This window comes from Streptomyces sp. NPDC055239 (assembly GCF_053606205.1).
In genome coordinates this window covers 279,470-295,999 of the sequence record NZ_JBSGRD010000014.1, presented here as the reverse complement: position 1 = coordinate 295,999, position 16,530 = coordinate 279,470, and the positions used below count along the sequence as shown (strand labels likewise).

The window sequence follows — 16,530 nt, the reverse complement described above, 5'->3', positions numbered from 1 at the left end:
TCTTTTTTGTCTTGCTGTGTTTCGTTCTTGCGTTTCCGACTCTATCAGACTCTTTCGTGTCCGATTTTCCTCGGTGCCTTTCAGGTTTCCGCTCCTGCCTTTCGGCTTTCGCGTTTCCCTTTCCGGCGAGTCCGACTCTACCAGATCCTTTCGGGCCTGATTCCCAGTCAGCGGGGCTTGTCTTCCCGGCTGTTGGGCCGTTCCGACGTCTCAAACTCTAGCGGGTTTTCCCGGTGACTCATAATCGAGCCGTGGAATTGAAATCGGGCATGCCGAAGTCGTTCCCAGTGGGATGTCGTGCAGAGTTTGTTTTGCCGCGTTTCAGCGGCGGGAGTGGCTGTCGCAGAACCGTTACGGCCCCGTGGCAACCCGAAGAACTCTACGGATCGGGTGGGTGGCTGTCAAACGCCCGAGGTCGAGCCCTCAGTCCAGGTCGGTGAGGCGTCCGCCCGCGTCCGGCTGGGCGTGCTCCACCCTGCGCAGAAGACGAGTCAGTACTTCCCCGAGGGCGCCGCGCTCCTCCTGGGACAGGTCCTGGAGGAGGTCCTCCTCGAAGACCGTGGCCAGGCGCATCGCCTCCAGCCACTTCTCGCGGCCCTCCGCGGTGAGCTCGACGATCACGCGTACGCGGTTGGTCTCGTCGCGGTCCCGCGTCACCAGGCCCTCCGTCACCATGCGGTCGATGCGGTGGGTCATGGCCGCCGGTGTGAGGCCGAGGCCTTTGGCGAGCTCGCCGGGGCCCATTTGGTACGGGGCGCCGTTGAGGACGAGGGCCTTGAGGACCTCCCACTCGGCGTTGCTGATGCCGAGGGTCGCGGTCTGTCGTCCGTAGGCGACGCTCATCCGCCGGTTGAGGCGGCCGAGGGCCGAGACGATCTCCTCGACCTGGGGGTCGAGGTCCTGAAACTCCCGCTGGTAGGCGGCGATCTGCTCTTCGAGAGTCGGCTCACTGGGGCCGGGAGTGTCACCCATGGCCGCAGTATGGCACGGCCTCGCTTGGCGTTGAAGTCCTTCTGTGTGTATTGTTTAGCTTCTAACTTTAGCTTCGAAGTCTTCACTCCTAAGGCAGGTGAAAGTGACCAGGGCGATGGGCGCAGCGATGCGTCGTATTCAGGTGGGCAGCGCGCTGAGCGCGTTCGGCGTGGGGTTCACGGTTCCGTTCCTCTACGTCTACGTGGCGCAGGTACGGGATCTGGGGGCCGGCACGGCGGGCATCGTGCTCGCCGCCTTTGCCATGGCCGCGCTGATCGTGCTGCCCGTCACCGGGCGCGTCATCGACCGGCGCGGCCCGCTCCCCGTCCTTATGGGAGCGGCGCTGACCGCCTCGGTGGGTGCCCTCGCCCTGGGCTTCGCGAACAGTGAGCCGACCGCGATCGTCTCGGCTGCTCTTCTCGGCGCCGGTACCGCGGTGATGCAGCCCGCGCTCGCCACGATGATCGTCTGGTGCTCGACGCCCACCACGCGCACGCGTGCCTTCGCCATGCAGTTCTTCCTGCAGAACCTGGGCCTCGGCATCGGCGGGCTCATCGGCGGCCAGATCGTCGACGAGCACGACCCGGGCAGCTTCATCACGCTGTTCTCCATCGAGGCCGTGATGTTCCTGGTGCTCGCCGCGATCGTCGTCACCGTGCGGCTTCCGCACGCGCCGTCCATCCAGGACGCCGTGCCCACGGACGGGTCCGCCCCGCAGAGCGGTCTGCGGGCGCTCCTGCGCCACAAGGCGATGGTGCAGCTGTGCGTGCTCGGCTTCGTGCTGTTCTTCGCCTGCTACGGCCAGTTCGAGTCGGGGCTCTCCGCGTACGGCGTGGAGGCGGCCGGGATCTCGCCGTCGACGCTCGGTATCGCGCTCGCCGCCAACACGGCCGTGATCGTCGTCGCGCAGTTCGCCGTCCTGAAGTTCGTCGAGCGGCGCAAGCGGTCCCGGGTGATCGCGGCCGTCGGTCTCATCTGGGCCGTCGCGTGGCTCGCGGCCGGTTACGCCGGGCTCGGGCACGGCAGCCAGGCCATGGCGACCGCCGCGTTCATCTCGACGTACGCGCTCTTCGGGCTCGGTGAGTCGATGTTGTCGCCGACCGTCGCGCCGCTGGTCGCCGATCTGGCTCCGGCCGGGATGGTCGGTCAGTACAACTCGGCGTTCGCCCTGGTGAAGCAGTTGGCGCTCGCGGTCGGTCCTGCGGTCGGCGGCCCGATGGGGGCCGCGCTGCACGGGCCGTACATCGTGACGTTCCTGCTGTTCTCGCTGGGCATCACGGTGCTCGCGGTACGGCTTGGCAAGCAGCTCACTCCGCTGCAGAACCAGCCGTACGTGGCCAAGAGCCGGGTGGTCGCTCAGGGCACCCCGGACTCCGTGGAGCCTGTGCCCACCGGCTCCTGAGGGACTACGCGCCCGCGCGCGGGAGTGCGAATTCGCACCAGACCGCCTTGCCGCCCCCCGGCGTGCGCCGTGAGCCCCAGTTCGAGGCGATCGTGGCGATGATGGCGATGCCACGGCCCGCCTCGTCCCCGGGCTCGGCGCGGCGGCGGCGCGGCAGGTGGTCGTCGCCGTCCGTGACCTCGATGATCAGCCGGCGGTCCGTGCGGCGCAGCCGCAGACGCATCGGCGGGGTGCCGTGCTGGAGGGAGTTGGCGACCAGTTCGCTGGCCGCGAGGACTCCCAGGTCGTGCAGTTCCGGCGGGAAGCGCCAGCTGGCGAGGACGCCGGTCGCGAAGGCACGCGCGCGTGGCGCCGCTTCCACGCCGCCGAGCAGCTCCAGGGCCGCGTTCCGGAACAGTTCGGCGTCCAGGCCGGTGCGCGCCGGGTGCTGGATGACCAGTACCGCCACGTCGTCGTCGTGGTCGGCCGTCACCCCCAGGGCGCGGATCAGCCGGTCGCAGACCACCTGGGGTGTGCCGGTGGCGCCCGCGAGGGCGCGCTCCAGGGAGGCGACGCCTTCGTCGATGTCCTCGCTGCGCCGCTCGACCAGGCCGTCCGTGTAGAGGACCGCGGTCGAGCCGGGGCCCAGCGGGACCGAGCCCGAGGTGTGCTGCCAGCCGCCGGTGCCGAGCGGCGGGCCCGTGGGCTCCTCCGCGCGGTGGATCACGCCGCCCTCGTCCCGTACGAGGATCGGCAGGTGCCCGGCGGAGGCGTAGACGAGATTGCCTTCGTTCGGGTCGTGCACGGCGTAGACCATGGTGGCGATCTGCATGGCGTCGATCTCGGTGGCGAGGCCGTCCAGGAGCTGCAGGACCTCGTGCGGGGGCAGGTCCAGGCGGGCGTAGGCGCGCACTGCCGTGCGGAGCTGGCCCATGACGGCCGCCGCGCGGACGCCGCGGCCCATGACGTCGCCGATGACCAGGGCGGTGCGGCCACCGCCGAGGGTGATCACGTCGTACCAGTCGCCGCCGACCGCGGCTTCCGTGCCGCCCGGTTGGTACGTGGCGGCGATGCGCAGGTCGTCCGGCTGCTCCAACTCCTGCGGAAGGAGCGAGCGTTGCAGGGTGACGGCCGTCTCGCGCTGGGTGCGCTCGCTGGCCCGCAGCCGCTCGGCGGCCTCCGCGTGGTCGGTGACGTCGGCGGCGAAGACGAGGATGCCGTCGTCCTTGAGCCCCGCCAGGGTTCCGCTCGCGGGGAGCGTCACGGGGGTGCAGGTGAACGTGTACGAACGGCCGCTCGGCGCCTTGCGGGACTTGACCGTGCGCGGCTTGGAGCTGCGCAGGACCTGGTCCATGAGGGGCAGCAGGCCCAGTTCGTCGAGCTCGGGCAGCGCGTCGCGGGCGGGTTCGCCCACGGGGCGCTCGCCGAAGGCGGTGGCGTACGCGTCGTTCACGTACGCGATGCGGTGCTCGGGGCCGTGCACCAGGGCGACGAGGGCCGGGATGCGGTCGAGCACCTCGCGGGTGGGCAGTTCGTCGACGCCGGCGGCGGGGGTGAGGATCGTGCCCTCCTTGCCCCCTTCGGCGCGGGCCGCAGGGACGGAGCTTTCGGCTCGCTGCGGCGGGGAGATCCCCAGGTCGGTGCGCGCCGCGGCGCGGCGCTGCGTTCCGGGGAGCCGGGCGCTCCAGCGCGTGAAGTTCACTGCGGTAGGCCTCGTGATGTCGCTTCTGGATCGGGCGGGGATTTCCGGCGGTCCTGGCCCGCCCATGGTCACACGAACAGTCTGGCCGACCGGACTGACATCCGTCAGACGCCGGTGTCCGGAGTTGAGTTCCTGCCTCCGTTCAGGAGGACTCCTTCGGGCTTCTGCCCCCGGCAGCGAGTTCGAACTCCGCACGCGGGTGCTCGAGCGAGCCCAGGGAGACGATCTCGCGTTTGAACAGGCCCGACAGGGTCCATTCGGCGAGCACCCGGGACTTGCGGTTGACGGTGGGCACACGGCTCAGGTGGTAGACGCGGTGCATGAACCAGGCAGGGTAGCCCTTCAACTTCCGTCCGTAGACATGTGCGACGCCTTTATGCAGTCCCAGGGACGCGACTGAGCCAACGTATTTGTGTGTGTACTCCTTGAGGGGCTGTTCGCGCAGGGATGCGGCGATGTTGTCGCCGAGGGTCCTGGCCTGGCGTACCGCGTGCTGGGCGTTGGGGGCGCACTCCTTGCCGGGCTCGTCCGCCGTGACGTCGGGGACGGACGCGGCGTCTCCCGCGCCCCACGCGTGCGTGACGCCGTCAACCGATAGCTTGGCCGTGCAGTCGAGGCGGCCGCGTGCGTTCAGCGGCAGGTCGGTGGCGGCGAGCACCGGGTGCGGTTTGACGCCCGCGGTCCACACGACGGTGCGCGTGGGGAAGCGCGCGCCGTCGCTCAGGACGGCGACCCGGTCCTCGCACGAGTCCAGACGGGTCTCCAGACGTACGTCGATGTTGCGGCGCCGCAGCTCACGGACGGTGTACTTGCCCATCTCCTCGCCGACCTCGGGCAGGATCCGCCCGCTGGCCTCGACGAGGATCCACTTCATGTCCTCGGCCTTGACGTTGTGGTAGTACCGCGAGGCGTAGCGGGCCATGTCCTCGAGCTCGCCGAGCGCCTCGACGCCCGCGTATCCGCCGCCCACGAAGACGAAGGTGAGGGCCGCGTCGCGGATCGCCGGGTCGCGCGTCGACGAGGCGATGTCCATCTGCTCGATGACGTGGTTGCGCAGGCCGATGGCCTCTTCGACTGTCTTGAAGCCGACCCCGTGCTCGGCGAGGCCGGGGACCGGCAGGGTGCGCGAGACGGAGCCGGGGGCCAGGACCAGTTCGTCGTACGTGATGTCGACGGCGCCCGAGCCCTCGTCGGCGGTGGCGAGCGTGGTGAAGGACGCCGTGCGCTCGGCGTGCTCGATCGACGTGACCTCGCCGATGACGATCCGGCATCTGTCCAGGACGCGGCGGAGCGGTACCACCACATGGCGCGGCGAGATGGAGCCGGCAGCGGCTTCGGGCAGGAATGGCTGATAGGTCATATACGGATCGGGCGTCACCACCACGATCTCCGCTTCGCCCCGCTTCAGCTCCGGTTTCAGCTTCCGCTGGAGGCGCAGCGCGGTGTACATGCCGACGTAGCCGCCGCCCACAACGAGAATGCGCACAGGTTCCTTCACCACCCCATGACGCACCCACCTCAGGAGTTTGTCCACAGCCTCGACAATTTGTGTGACCGGCCGCGGCATGCGGCACGCCGTGCGGACCTTGGCCCGGATGGTGAAAGGTGCGCAGGTCAGCGGGTGGAAGAGGGGGGAAGCACAGGGGATCATTCAGTGAGGAAACGGTGCGTACTCCGATCGGGGGGCGCACCGTCCGGAACCCACCTCTTCTGAATTGACTCTGCCTCAACTATGTTCGTGTGTCGTCGGGGTGTCGGGGGATGCGCTCGTCGGGTCCAGCTACGGGATCCGGGATTCGAGTTCGATCCTCACACTCCGGTTGTCAATGGCGGGGAGAGTCTCCGGGGGGAGACGTCATTACCGGGGGAACACGTATGCATATTCAAGAATCTCACTGGACTTCCAGCACGGCGTCGGCATCAGCCATCGCCACCAGCGGGAACGGACGCGACATGGGGGACGGACCGCGTTCGACGCCGCTGCGTGTGGACGCACAGCGCAATCTCGAGCACGTGCTTCGCGCGGCGCGCGAGGTCTTCGGCGAGCTGGGTTACGGCGCACCGATGGAGGACGTGGCCCGGCGCGCACGGGTCGGCGTCGGCACGGTCTACCGCCGGTTCCCCAGCAAGGACGTACTGGTGCGGCGCATAGCCGAGGAGGAGACCTCCCGGCTGACCGACCAGGCGCGTTCGGCGCTCGGTCAGGAGGACGAACCGTGGTCGGCGCTCTCGCGCTTCCTGCGGACGTCCGTCGCGTCGGGCGCGGGGCGGCTCCTGCCGCCGCAGGTGCTTCGGGTGGGCGTCGCTGACGAGGTCGCGGGCGTACGGGACGACGAGGCGCGCGTGCCGCAGCAGCGGCAGGCGGCTGTGGCCGCACCCGAGCTGCGGCTCGTCGAGCAGCGCCCGGCTCCGGCCCAGGAGCCGCCGGTCGACCCGGGGGCGGTCGCGCTCCTGGACGTCGTCGGGCGGCTCGTGGAGCGGGCGCGTGCGGCGGGCGAGCTGCGCCCGGACGTGACCGTGGCGGACGTGCTCCTGGTGATAGCGACGGCGGCTCCCTCGCTGCCGGACGCGGCGCAGCAGGCGGCGGCCTCGTCGCGGCTGCTCGACATCCTGCTCGAGGGTCTTCGCTCGCGCCCCTCGACCTGACGCGACCCAGGAACGGCACAAAGCGGCACAAAAGCTGCACAAGCGCGATCCGGGGACGGCTCAACTGCTGGTCGAGACGTGGCGGTTGAGCCTTCCCCGAATGAGTGAACGGTAGTGCTCGAATACGGGAAGTCACCTCGGAAGGGTGGTTGACCGTCATCGCCGTCGGCCTCGGCAGGCCCGTGTGGCACTCTTTCCCGGATGGCCGGGTCTGAGTGTGCAAGCGGGGGCTTTCCGCGATGAGTGGTGACGGGCGGGACGAGTCGTCCTCCGCCTTGGGCGGGGAGGCCGGAGGGCAGCCTCCTCGGCAGGTGCCGAGCCAGGGCGGTCCCGGAGCCGACGGCGGGCCCGGAGCCGCGGGCGGACCCGTCGGCGCGGATCCCAGCGTCCCGCCGCAGCGCGAAGTCGTCCGGAGCGACGGCCCGCCGCCCGACAGTGACTTGATCGCCCGGATGCGGGCGGGCGACGACACCGCGTACGAAGAGCTGTACCGAAGGCACGCAGAAGCGGTTCGCCGGTACGCCCGCACCTGCTGCCGGGACGCGCACACCGCCGACGACCTCACGGCCGAGGTCTTCGCGCGGATGCTGCAGGCGGTCCGGGGCGGCAGCGGGCCCGAGCACGCGGTGCGCGCGTATCTGCTCACCACGGTGCGCCGGGTCGCCGCCGGGTGGACGAAGTCGGCGAAGCGGGAGCAGCTCGTCGAGGACTTCGCGGTGTTCGCCGCGCAGGCATCCCGCAGCTCCGAAGTCTCCGACGACGACACTCTGGACCTCGGCGCCGACGTGCTCGCGATGCACGAGGCCGAGCAGTCCATGGCCATGCAGGCGTTCCGCAGTCTCCCGGAGCGCTGGCAGGCCGTGCTGTGGCACACGGAGGTCGAGGACGAGTCCCCCAGCGACGTCGCCACGCTCTTCGGGCTCGACGCCAACGGAACCCGGGTGCTCGCCAAGCGGGCGCGCGAGGGGCTGAAGGAGGCGTATCTCCAGGCCCACGTGAGCACCACCCTCGCCGAGAACGAGGAGTGCGCGCGCTACGCCGACCGCCTCGGCGCCTACGCACGCGGCAGCCTGCGCACCCGGGCCGAGCGCGGCCTGCGCAAGCACTTGGAGGAGTGCGTCAAGTGCCGCCTGGCCGCGGGCCAGATCAAGGAAGTCGCCAGCGGTATCCCCGGGGTCGTGCCGATCGCGGTCATCGGCTGGTTCGGTGCCGCCGGGTACGCGAAGGTGGCCGCGCTCGTCGGCGGTGGCGCCGCGAGCGCCGCCGGAGCGGGTGCCGCGGGTGCGGCGGCGGCGAGCGGCGGCTCGTCCGGTGGTGCGGCCGGTGGCGGTGCCGCCGCCGAGGGGCTCGGTGCGCCCGCCAAGGCCGGTATCGCCGCGGGTGTGGTCGTCGCGGCGGCCGCCGCTGTGGCGCTCGCGCTCACCGCGGGCGGGGAGAAGCCCAAGGACCTGCCGAGCGCCGGGAAGCCCCCTGCCGTGGAGCCCGTCGCGCCGAGCAAGCCGCCGCCCCCGGAACCGAAGCCGAAGCCGAAGCCCGAGCAGCCGGTCGCCGAGAAGAAGCCGGAGCCTCCCCCGAAGCAGGCCCCGAAGCCGAAGCCCACCCCGACGCCCACTCCTACGCCGAAGCCCGAGCCTCCGGCCCCCAAGCCGACGCCGACGCCCACACCGCCCAAGCCGAAGCCCAAGCCGCCGCCTCCGCCGCCGCCCGCGCCGACGGTCTACCAGTGGAGCGAGCTGCAGTACGGCGTCGTCGGTGACGGCACCAAGCCTGAGATGCGGCTCGGCGAGAGCAGCTGGGTCTGGCAGCGCTCCGGCCTGTCCATCGCGGACACGCAGTACGGCCACGGCGTGACCGTCCATGGCCAGTCCTCCGTCACCATCGACCTGAACCGCGCGTGCTCGACGTACGACGCGGTCGTCGGTGTCGACGACATGACGCTGGGCCTCGGCAAGGTGCGCTTCTCGATCTTCGGGGACGGCGTGCGGCTGTGGCAGTCACCGCTGATCAAGGGCGGGGACCCGGCGCTTCCCGTGCAGGTGAACCTGAGCGGGCGCGAGACGATCCGCCTGGTCGTCGAGCCGCACTCGCCGTTCGACACGGCCGCGCTCGCGGACTGGGCACAGTCGCGCTTCCGCTGCGATTAGGCCGCGGTCCGGTTCAGCTCGGCTCAACTCAGCTCGGCTCGGCTCAGCTCAGCGAGGGCGCCATCGGCGGTGAGTTCGGCACCCGCGGCGCGCTCGGCCTCGTACCGGCTGGGACCGAGTGCGGCGAGCGCCGCCGTCTCGACCTGTTCGGCCTCGGCGAGCCCCGGCATCGGGCGGGGGAAGCCGCTCCGCAGCCGGGTGCCGAAAGCCAGCAGGCGGACCGCGCGCGCGTGGTTGCCGAGCCTGCTCACCAGGCCGGCTCCGCCGTCCACCAACGACGCGACGACCAGCTCCGCGCACTTGCTCTCCAGGGCTGTCCGCAGGCCCTCGGCGAGCACCGGCAGCGCTTGCTCCGGGCCTGACTCGGCGGCCACGACCTTGGCCTCCAGGCTTCGGAGATCCGCTGCGAACTGCGGCGGCGGGGTGCCGCGCGCGGCGTCGGCGCGGGACTCTTCGTACAGGCCGCGGGCCGCGGCGATGTCGCCGTCGTCAAGCGCCATCAGCGACTGGAACATCCGCATGAACGCCTTGGAGTCCGCCACCCCGTAGCGGTCGGCCTCGACTCCTGCCTCGTGGAGGGCCTTCGCTGCCACGGCCCGTTCGCCCTTGCGGTACGCGATCTCGGCGAGCCGGACGATCAGGAAGGGCGTCTCGGCGTAGGCACCCACCTCGTAGGCGAGCCGCAGGGCTTCCTCGTACGCGACGCGTGCCTCGTCGTGCCGGCTGCGGGCCATCGCGGCCTCGGCCACCGCGCTGGAGACCTGGGCGCGCATCCAGCGGTCGCCCGCCCGTCCGCTCAGGATGCGCAGCTCCGCGAGGTCCTCGTCGACGCCGGTCAGATGGCCGGGCGCGTCGACCGCGACGTGCGCGCGGAACATCAGGCTGACGCCGATCTCCCAGTCCCCGCCGTACTTGCGGCAGTTGGCGACCGCCGCGTCCATGTGGGGCCTGGTGTCCTCGATGCTGTCGAGGAAGAAGACGGTGAACGGCCAGATGAGCCCGGGGAAGTGGGCCGCCGCCGGGACCGGCTGCGCGAAGGCGTCCCGCACCCGTGCGACGTACGCACGGCCGTCGTCCCCCGTGAATGCCTCCTTCTCCCTGGCCTCCAGGACCAGGAAGAGGTGCAGCATGCGCAGGCTCATCCAGGGCCAGTAGAGCGGGTCGTCCGTGACGGCGGCGTCCGTGACGGCGTCCGTGACGGCGTCCGTGACGGCGGGGATGCCGTCCTGCCCCTCGGGCCCCTCGGGCGGCGGCATCGGTGGTGCCAGGCCAAGGATCCGGGCGACCCACTCCGTGCCCTCTCTGCGGTAGTTCCGCAGCCACCAGAACCAGCCGATGCCCAGGGCGATGGCCAGGGCCACTTCCTCTTCGTGGGACTCGACCGTGCGCTGCAGGGCCGCCCGGATGTTGTCCAGGTCGGTCTCCAGGCGCTGAATCCAAGGGAGTTGGTCTGCCGAGCGGAGCAGGGGGTCGGCCTTTTCGACCAGGGCGCGGAAGTACGCGGTGTGGCGGTGGCCCGTCGCGGTGCGCAGGACCGGCGTCTCGGCGGCCCGCTCGGAGGCGTACTCGTGGATGGTCTCCAGCATGCGATACCGCATGTCGCCCCTGGCCGTGGGCTCGGCGATGAGCAGGGACTTGTCCACGAGGGCACCGATGAGGTCGGCGGTGGGCCCGGTGCAGACCGCCTCGGCCGCCTCGATGTCCCAGCCGCCCGCGAAGACGGACACCTCGCGCAGCACGGTCCGCTCGGGCTCGTCGAGCAGCTCCCAGGACCAGTCGACGACGGCACGCAGGGTCTGCTGGCGGGGCAGGACCGTGCGGCTGCCGCTGGTGAGGAGGCGGAAGCGGTTGTCGAGGCGGTCGGCGATCTGCCGGGGGGTGAGCAGGCGCAGACGGGCCGCGGCCAGCTCGATGGCGAGCGGGAGGCCGTCGAGGCGGCGGCAGATCTCGGCGACGGCCTCGGTGTCCTCGTCCGGGGCGAAGTCCGGTCGCACGGCCATGGCGCGCTCGGTGAAGAGGCGGTGCGCCGGGTCGGGCGGGAGGGGCTCGACGGGGCGGACGAACTCGCCCGGCACGCCCAGGGGTTCGCGGCTGGTGGCGATGACGGTGAGGCCGGGGCAGCGCGTGAGGAGGGTCTGGGCGAGGTCGGCCGCGGCGCCGATGACATGTTCGCAGTTGTCAAGGAGCAGGAGCAGGCTGCGCGGGGCGCAGTACTCGACGAGCAGGGCGACCGGGTCGTCCTGCGGAACCGTCAACTCGCTGGTCATCAGCACGGTCTCGCGCAGACCGAGCGCGCTGACGACAGCACCGGCGACCGCCTCGGGCCGATCGAGCGGGGCGAGCTCGGCCAGCCATGCCTGCGGATGCCCGGCGGCGGCTTCCTCGGCGAGACGGGTCTTGCCGGAGCCGCCGGGGCCGGTGAGGGTGACCAGGCGGGCTCGTCGTAGATCTGAACGGATGGCGGCGAGTTCGGGTTCCCGGCCGACGAAAGAGGTCAGACGGGGGCGGAGGTTGCCTGCCCGCGCCGGTCGCTCTGGTCTCTCCGGTCGCTCTGGTCTCTCCGGCCGCTCCTCAAGTCCCTCGCGTCTGTCGGCAGCCGGGGCAAGGAGTTCCGCGTACAGGGCCCGGAGTTCCGGACCCGGGTCGGCGCCGAGGGCGTCGGCGAGTGTGCGGCGCGCGCTCTCGTAGGCGGCCAGGGCGTCGGCGCCGCGGCCCGCGTCGCGCAGGGCACGGATCAGGAGGGCGTGCAGCGCCTCGTCGTACGGCTGCGCGGCGGTGAGCTCCCTCAGCTCCGGTACGACGTCGGAGGCGCCGCCCAGGAGCAGATCCGCCCGCACGCGCGCGCGGGTGGCCTCGGCGAGCAGCGCTTCGGGGCGGGTGGCCGCGCTGCGGTCGGGCAGGTCGGCGAGGGCGGGGTCGCGCCACAGGGCGAGCGCCTCACGGAGGGTGCGGGCGGCTGACGCCGGGTCCTGGCGGTCCAGGGCCGCCTTGCCCTCACGTACGAGGCGTTCGAAGCGGTGCAGGTCGACGTCTTCGGGGAGGGCGGTGAGGCGGTAGCCGCCGAATTCCGACGCGATGGCGTCCTTGCCGAGGGCGCGGCGCAGACGGCCGATGAGGGCCTGGAGGGCGGCGGGTGCGTCGGTGGGGGGCTCGTCGTCCTGGGCCCACACCTCCGCGATGAGGGTTTCCACGGGGACGGTGCGGTCGGCGCGGAGCGCGAGGGTCGCCAGGAGTGCGCGGAGCCGTCGGCCGCCTATGGGCAGGGGTGCCCCGTGTTCGTCGTACGCCTCGGTGGCGCCCAGGATTCTGTACCGCACGGGTTCATTCTCGCCGGTCGAGTGAGCTGGGGCGCGAGGGTTTCTTCTCCTCGGGCGCGCCAGCCCTCCCCTGCGCCCGCTACCGCCCCGCCCCCAACGCGCCCCTCTCCGGCACCACACTCCCCGTAGGGACGGCCCGCTGCCGTGCGGGTGTGCCCGTCCAGCACGTTCCCCGGCGGGAGAGCAGGCGGCGCAGCCACAGCTCCGTGGAGACCAGGTCCGCCAGGCCGTCCAGGGGCAGTGGTTCGCCTTCCGCCGCCGCGCGCAGCGCCTTGCGGACCACGCGGGCCTCCACCAGGCCCGCCTGCGCGAGCAAGGGCGTGTCGAACAGGGAAAGGAGGTCGTCGAGCGCCACCCGCAGGCCCGTCCGCGCCGCAGCGGCGGACGACGCGTGGGACGGTGCGCCCCAGCCGGGCGGCAGTTCGGCCACTCCGGCGCCTTCCAGGACCGTACGCAGGATGGCCGCGCGCGCCCCTGGCTGGACGCGCAGGGCGACAGGGAGAGCGCGGCAGGCCCGGACCACCTGGTTGTCCAGGAACGGCGCGTGCAGGCGCTGGAAGCGGACCTCGGCCGCCTGTTCCAGGACGCGCAGGTCCGCCGCGTGCCGGGCGAGCGCCGCGCGTGCGCGGAATTCGCCGGGGCGCTGGCCGGGTCCCGCGCCGGGGCGCCCGGTCGTGTCCTGGAGACGAACCGATACTTCAGCGAGGGCCTCGCCCGTCAGCCAGCGCGCGGCGGGCCCCGGCCTTGCCCACGCGAGGGCGGCCATCGACGCCCCCACCGCGCCGCCCGGTTCGTCGAAGCGGCGCTGGAGAAGACGGTCGGCGAGCGACTCGACGCCCGCGCGGTACGGCATCCGGGAGAGCTTGCGCGCCGCGCCGTACACGCGCGCGGGGACCATGACGGAGCCCGGAGAGCCGTCCGCCTTCGCCAACGCCGCTACCGGGCGCACCAGATGGCGCCGCCTGCGGTCCATCAGGAGGTCGGCGAGGCGGGCCGGGTGGGCGTCGAGCACCTGCCGGGCGCCGTACCCCGTGAAGTGGTCCGCGCTGCCCGAGGTGAGCCGCGCGCGGTGGCGCTGGGCCGTGACGAGGGCGGAGCTCGGTTCGTCCGTCAGAGGCCCCTCCAAGTCCGCGTAGGGGAGAGCCTCTTCGCCCGCGGCCACCACTACGTGGTGCAGGCGCGGGTTGGCCGCGATGGCGCCCGCACGCTCCAGCTCGGCCTCGCGGCCGTTGCTCGCCAGGTCGTTGAAGGTGACGGCGAGGAGCCGCTCCCCCGCGCCCGTGCCATGGCCGAGGACGGTTCCCGGCATCCCGGGGAGGCCGGCGGCGAGCAGCGCGAGGGTGGCGGACGCGGGCCCTCCGGAGAGGTCGGCGCCGATGCCGGGCACCGGCATCCCGCGTGCGGCCCTGCGTTCGGCGGGCCCCATGCCGGGCACGGGACCTGGGTCGACCTCCGCTCCGGGGACGTGCCGCGGGGCGCCGAGCCGGGTGCGTACCGCCTCCACCAGGGCGTCGCGGACGCCGTCCACCGCGGCGGTCGCGTCGGCGGCGGGCGCGGCGACCGCGAGGGACGCCACGTGTTCGTACCCCGCGATCTCCCGTGCGCCCGCGCGCAGGATCAGGGCGTGCCCCGGTGGCACGCGCCGCACGCCCTGGTAGGGCGTCGAGTCGTGCAGCGCCTCCGGCACGTCGGGCGCGGCGAGCAGCGCGGCGAGGTGGCCGATGTCCAGGTGGGCCTCGATGAGGTCGGCAAGGGGCAGCGCGGCCGTCGCGAAGGCCGTGCCGGAGGCCCAGGGGGTGTAGAAGACGGGGCGCGCGCCCGCGAGGTCACCGGCGATCATGACGCGGCGCCCGACCTGCACGACCGCGGTGTAGCTGCCGGACCACGCGGTCAGATGCCGCAGGGCGCCGCCGCGGGCCGCGAACAGACCGACCCTGAGCTCCTCGTCGCTCGCACCGCAGGTGCCGAGGACCGCGATGCGGGTCTGCTCGTCGGCCTTGAACGTGCGCACCTCGTCGGAGCGCCAGTCACCCACCGCCCAGAGCGGATCCGGGTCGCCCCAAAGGAGTTGGGAGCCCACGGGATGAACGGTCTCGCCGTTCTCACCGGTGGCCCCGGCCGAGCCCACCACCGAAGGTTTCGCGGCAGTGCTGCTCCACCCCACCAACCACCGCATTGTTGCCTCCACAGGCTGTGGACAACCAGCGCATCGAAGAACTGGGGTCCCATGCTGCCACGAAGGAGGCGCGCGGGAGGGCCTATGGAGGTGCTCGCGCTCCCCTTAATCTGCCCCGGGGGAGCGGTACTTGAAGGGCGCGACCACGCCCTTTCACTTGTTCAGGGGTGCGATACCCCTGCCTCCGGAGAGGCGATTTTCAGCCAAATCATCGGATGGAGCTCACGTGACGGAACCGCAACTGGCAACACACAGTCCGGGAGGCGTTCGTTCGCCCCCCGGACTGGTCCGCCGCCCGCGGGGATGGAGGCGGCGGTGTCCCCCAGCCCGCTGACTCCAGCGCAGCGGGCCGACCCACGCACCATCAATGGAAGCGCTCCCCTTATGGCCGGAGAAGAGCGCACGCGTAGGCGCACGGCCACACACCCGGAGCACACCCCTGAACTCCCGTGCTTCGCTACCGGCAACAATCTCGCCATCCGGATCTGCGCCTCTTAACGCTTGGGATTCGGCGAACTACGCTGTGTGTGCTGATGTTTTCGCGGAGGCATATACCTGGGGGCTCGGCCAAATGCTCTTGCGGCCGATGTTCCCAGCCACGGCGGTCGTAGTCGCGGACGCCGCTGTCCCTGGGGGAACGCAGCACGAATGCCGCGCGGTCAAGCCACCGCACGGCAGCCGTCTGTGTCGAGGGGTGGCCATGTCCAGGGAGCAACGCGGGCCGAACGAAAAGCTCGGCACCGTTCTCGCCCTCGCGGGAATCAGCAATGCGGGACTCGCGCGCAGGGTCAACGACCTCGGCGCCCAACGCGGGTTGACGCTTCGTTACGACAAGACGTCGGTGGCCCGGTGGGTGTCCAAGGGCATGGTGCCGCAGGGCGCCGCCCCGCATCTCATCGCCGCGGCCATCGGGCAGAAGCTCGGCCGCCCCGTGCCGCTGCACGAGATCGGGCTCGCGGACGCCGATCCCGCGCCTGAGGTGGGCCTGGCCTTCCCGCGCGACGTGGGCGCCGCGGTCAAGTCGGCCACCGAGCTCTACCGCCTCGATCTGGCGGGCAGGCGCGCGGGCAGCGGCGGCATCTGGCAGTCCCTCGCGGGCTCCTTCGCGGTGAGCGCGTACGCGACGCCTGCCTCACGCTGGCTGATAACCCCGGCCGACAGCTCGGTCGCCCGTGACGCCACCCTGGACGAGCCCCACGACGCGGGCCTCACCGATGACGGCACGAGCAGCGCGAACAGCACACAGTCGATCAAGGTCGGCCACAGCGACGTACTGAAACTGCGGGAGGCCGCCGAGGACGCCCGTCGCTGGGACTCCAAGTACGGCGGCGGGGACTGGCGTTCGTCGATGGTCCCGGAGTGCCTGCGGGTCGAGGCGGCGCCCCTGCTGCTCGGTTCGTACTCGGACGAGGTGGGCCGCTCGCTCTTCGGGGCGTCGGCCGAGCTGACGCGCCTGGCCGGCTGGATGGCGTTCGACACCGGCCAGCAGGAAGCGGCCCAGCGCTACTACATCCAGGCCCTGCGCCTGGCCCGCGCCGCCGCCGACGTGCCCTTAGGCGGGTACGTCCTCGCCTCCATGTCCCTCCAGGCGACCTACCGCGGCTTCGGCGACGAGGGCGTCGACCTCGCGCAGGCGGCCCTGGAGCGCAACCGCGGTCTTGCCACCGCACGCACGATGAGCTTCTTCCGCCTCGTCGAGGCACGCGCGCACGCACGCGCCAATGACGCACAGGCCGCGGGGGCGGCGCTGCGGGCGGCCGAGGGATGGCTGGAGCGGGCCAGGGACGGTGACAACGACCCGTCGTGGCTCGGGTTCTACGGATACGACCGCTTCGCGGCGGACGCAGCCGAGTGCTACCGCGACCTGAAGGCCCCCCGCCAGGTGCGGCGCTTCACGGAGCAGGCGCTTTCGCGGCCGACGGAGGAGTTCGTGCGCTCGCACGGGCTGCGGCTCGTGGTCTCGGCGGTCGCCGAACTGGAGTCGGGGAATCTGGACGCGGCCTGCGAGCAGGGCACGCGCGCGCTTGAGGTCGCGGGGCGCATCTCGTCCGCGCGGACCACGGAGTACGTGAAGGACCTGCTGCACCGCCTGGAGCCGTACGGGGACGAGCCGAGGGTGGTGGAGCTGCGGGAGCGGGCTCGGCCGCTCCTCATGGCTCCCGCGTAGGAGTTCAGGTCATGATCGAGGGCCG

At 71.9% G+C, this 16,530-nt stretch carries 9 protein-coding genes; 4 read left to right on the top strand and 5 right to left on the bottom strand.

Annotated features, from left to right (window positions below; translation table 11 throughout):
• Positions 1–423: 423 nt before the first annotated feature.
• Positions 424–972: a MarR family winged helix-turn-helix transcriptional regulator gene (locus ACWFRJ_RS36165; RefSeq protein ID WP_453540884.1), complete on the bottom strand. Its 549-nt coding sequence runs from the start codon at positions 970–972 to the stop codon at positions 424–426.
• A 115-nt stretch (positions 973–1,087) separates the two neighbouring features.
• On the opposite strand from ACWFRJ_RS36165, the gene ACWFRJ_RS36160 reads away from it, so the two are divergent.
• Positions 1,088–2,374: an MDR family MFS transporter gene (locus ACWFRJ_RS36160; RefSeq protein WP_453540922.1), complete on the top strand. Its 1,287-nt coding sequence runs from the start codon at positions 1,088–1,090 to the stop codon at positions 2,372–2,374.
• A gap of 4 nt (positions 2,375–2,378) precedes the next feature.
• Here the strand turns inward: ACWFRJ_RS36160 and ACWFRJ_RS36155 are convergent, their stop codons facing one another.
• Entirely contained in the window at positions 2,379–4,055 is a 1,677-nt protein-coding gene (locus ACWFRJ_RS36155; RefSeq protein ID WP_453540881.1) for an ATP-binding SpoIIE family protein phosphatase, read from the bottom strand.
• A 142-nt stretch (positions 4,056–4,197) separates the two neighbouring features.
• Positions 4,198–5,556 (bottom strand): NAD(P)/FAD-dependent oxidoreductase, encoded by a 1,359-nt coding sequence (locus ACWFRJ_RS36150; protein WP_453540878.1) that lies wholly within the window; start codon positions 5,554–5,556, stop codon positions 4,198–4,200.
• 374 nt (positions 5,557–5,930) lie between these two features.
• Between ACWFRJ_RS36150 and ACWFRJ_RS36145 the strand changes: the two genes are divergently transcribed.
• Together ACWFRJ_RS36145 and ACWFRJ_RS36140 are read left to right on the top strand one after the other, a co-directional pair.
• A complete protein-coding gene (locus ACWFRJ_RS36145; RefSeq protein WP_453540875.1) occupies positions 5,931–6,701 on the top strand; it encodes a TetR/AcrR family transcriptional regulator in 771 nt (256 codons plus the stop codon).
• Between the two features lie 239 nt (positions 6,702–6,940).
• Positions 6,941–8,845, top strand: a complete 1,905-nt coding sequence (locus ACWFRJ_RS36140) for a sigma-70 family RNA polymerase sigma factor (protein ID WP_453540872.1) — start codon at positions 6,941–6,943, stop codon at positions 8,843–8,845.
• Between the two features lie 23 nt (positions 8,846–8,868).
• Here ACWFRJ_RS36140 and ACWFRJ_RS36135 read toward each other — a convergent pair whose 3' ends face one another.
• Together ACWFRJ_RS36135 and ACWFRJ_RS36130 are read right to left on the bottom strand one after the other, a co-directional pair.
• Positions 8,869–12,162 (bottom strand): BTAD domain-containing putative transcriptional regulator, encoded by a 3,294-nt coding sequence (locus ACWFRJ_RS36135; RefSeq protein WP_453540869.1) that lies wholly within the window; start codon positions 12,160–12,162, stop codon positions 8,869–8,871.
• 79 nt (positions 12,163–12,241) lie between these two features.
• Entirely contained in the window at positions 12,242–14,338 is a 2,097-nt protein-coding gene (locus ACWFRJ_RS36130) for an asparagine synthase-related protein (protein ID WP_453540866.1), read from the bottom strand.
• A 700-nt stretch (positions 14,339–15,038) separates the two neighbouring features.
• Between ACWFRJ_RS36130 and ACWFRJ_RS36125 the strand changes: the two genes are divergently transcribed.
• Positions 15,039–16,505 carry an MFS transporter gene (locus tag ACWFRJ_RS36125; RefSeq protein WP_453540863.1) on the top strand — a complete coding sequence of 489 codons (1,467 nt, stop codon included), beginning with the start codon at positions 15,039–15,041 and terminating at the stop codon, positions 16,503–16,505.
• Positions 16,506–16,530: the final 25 nt, after the last annotated feature.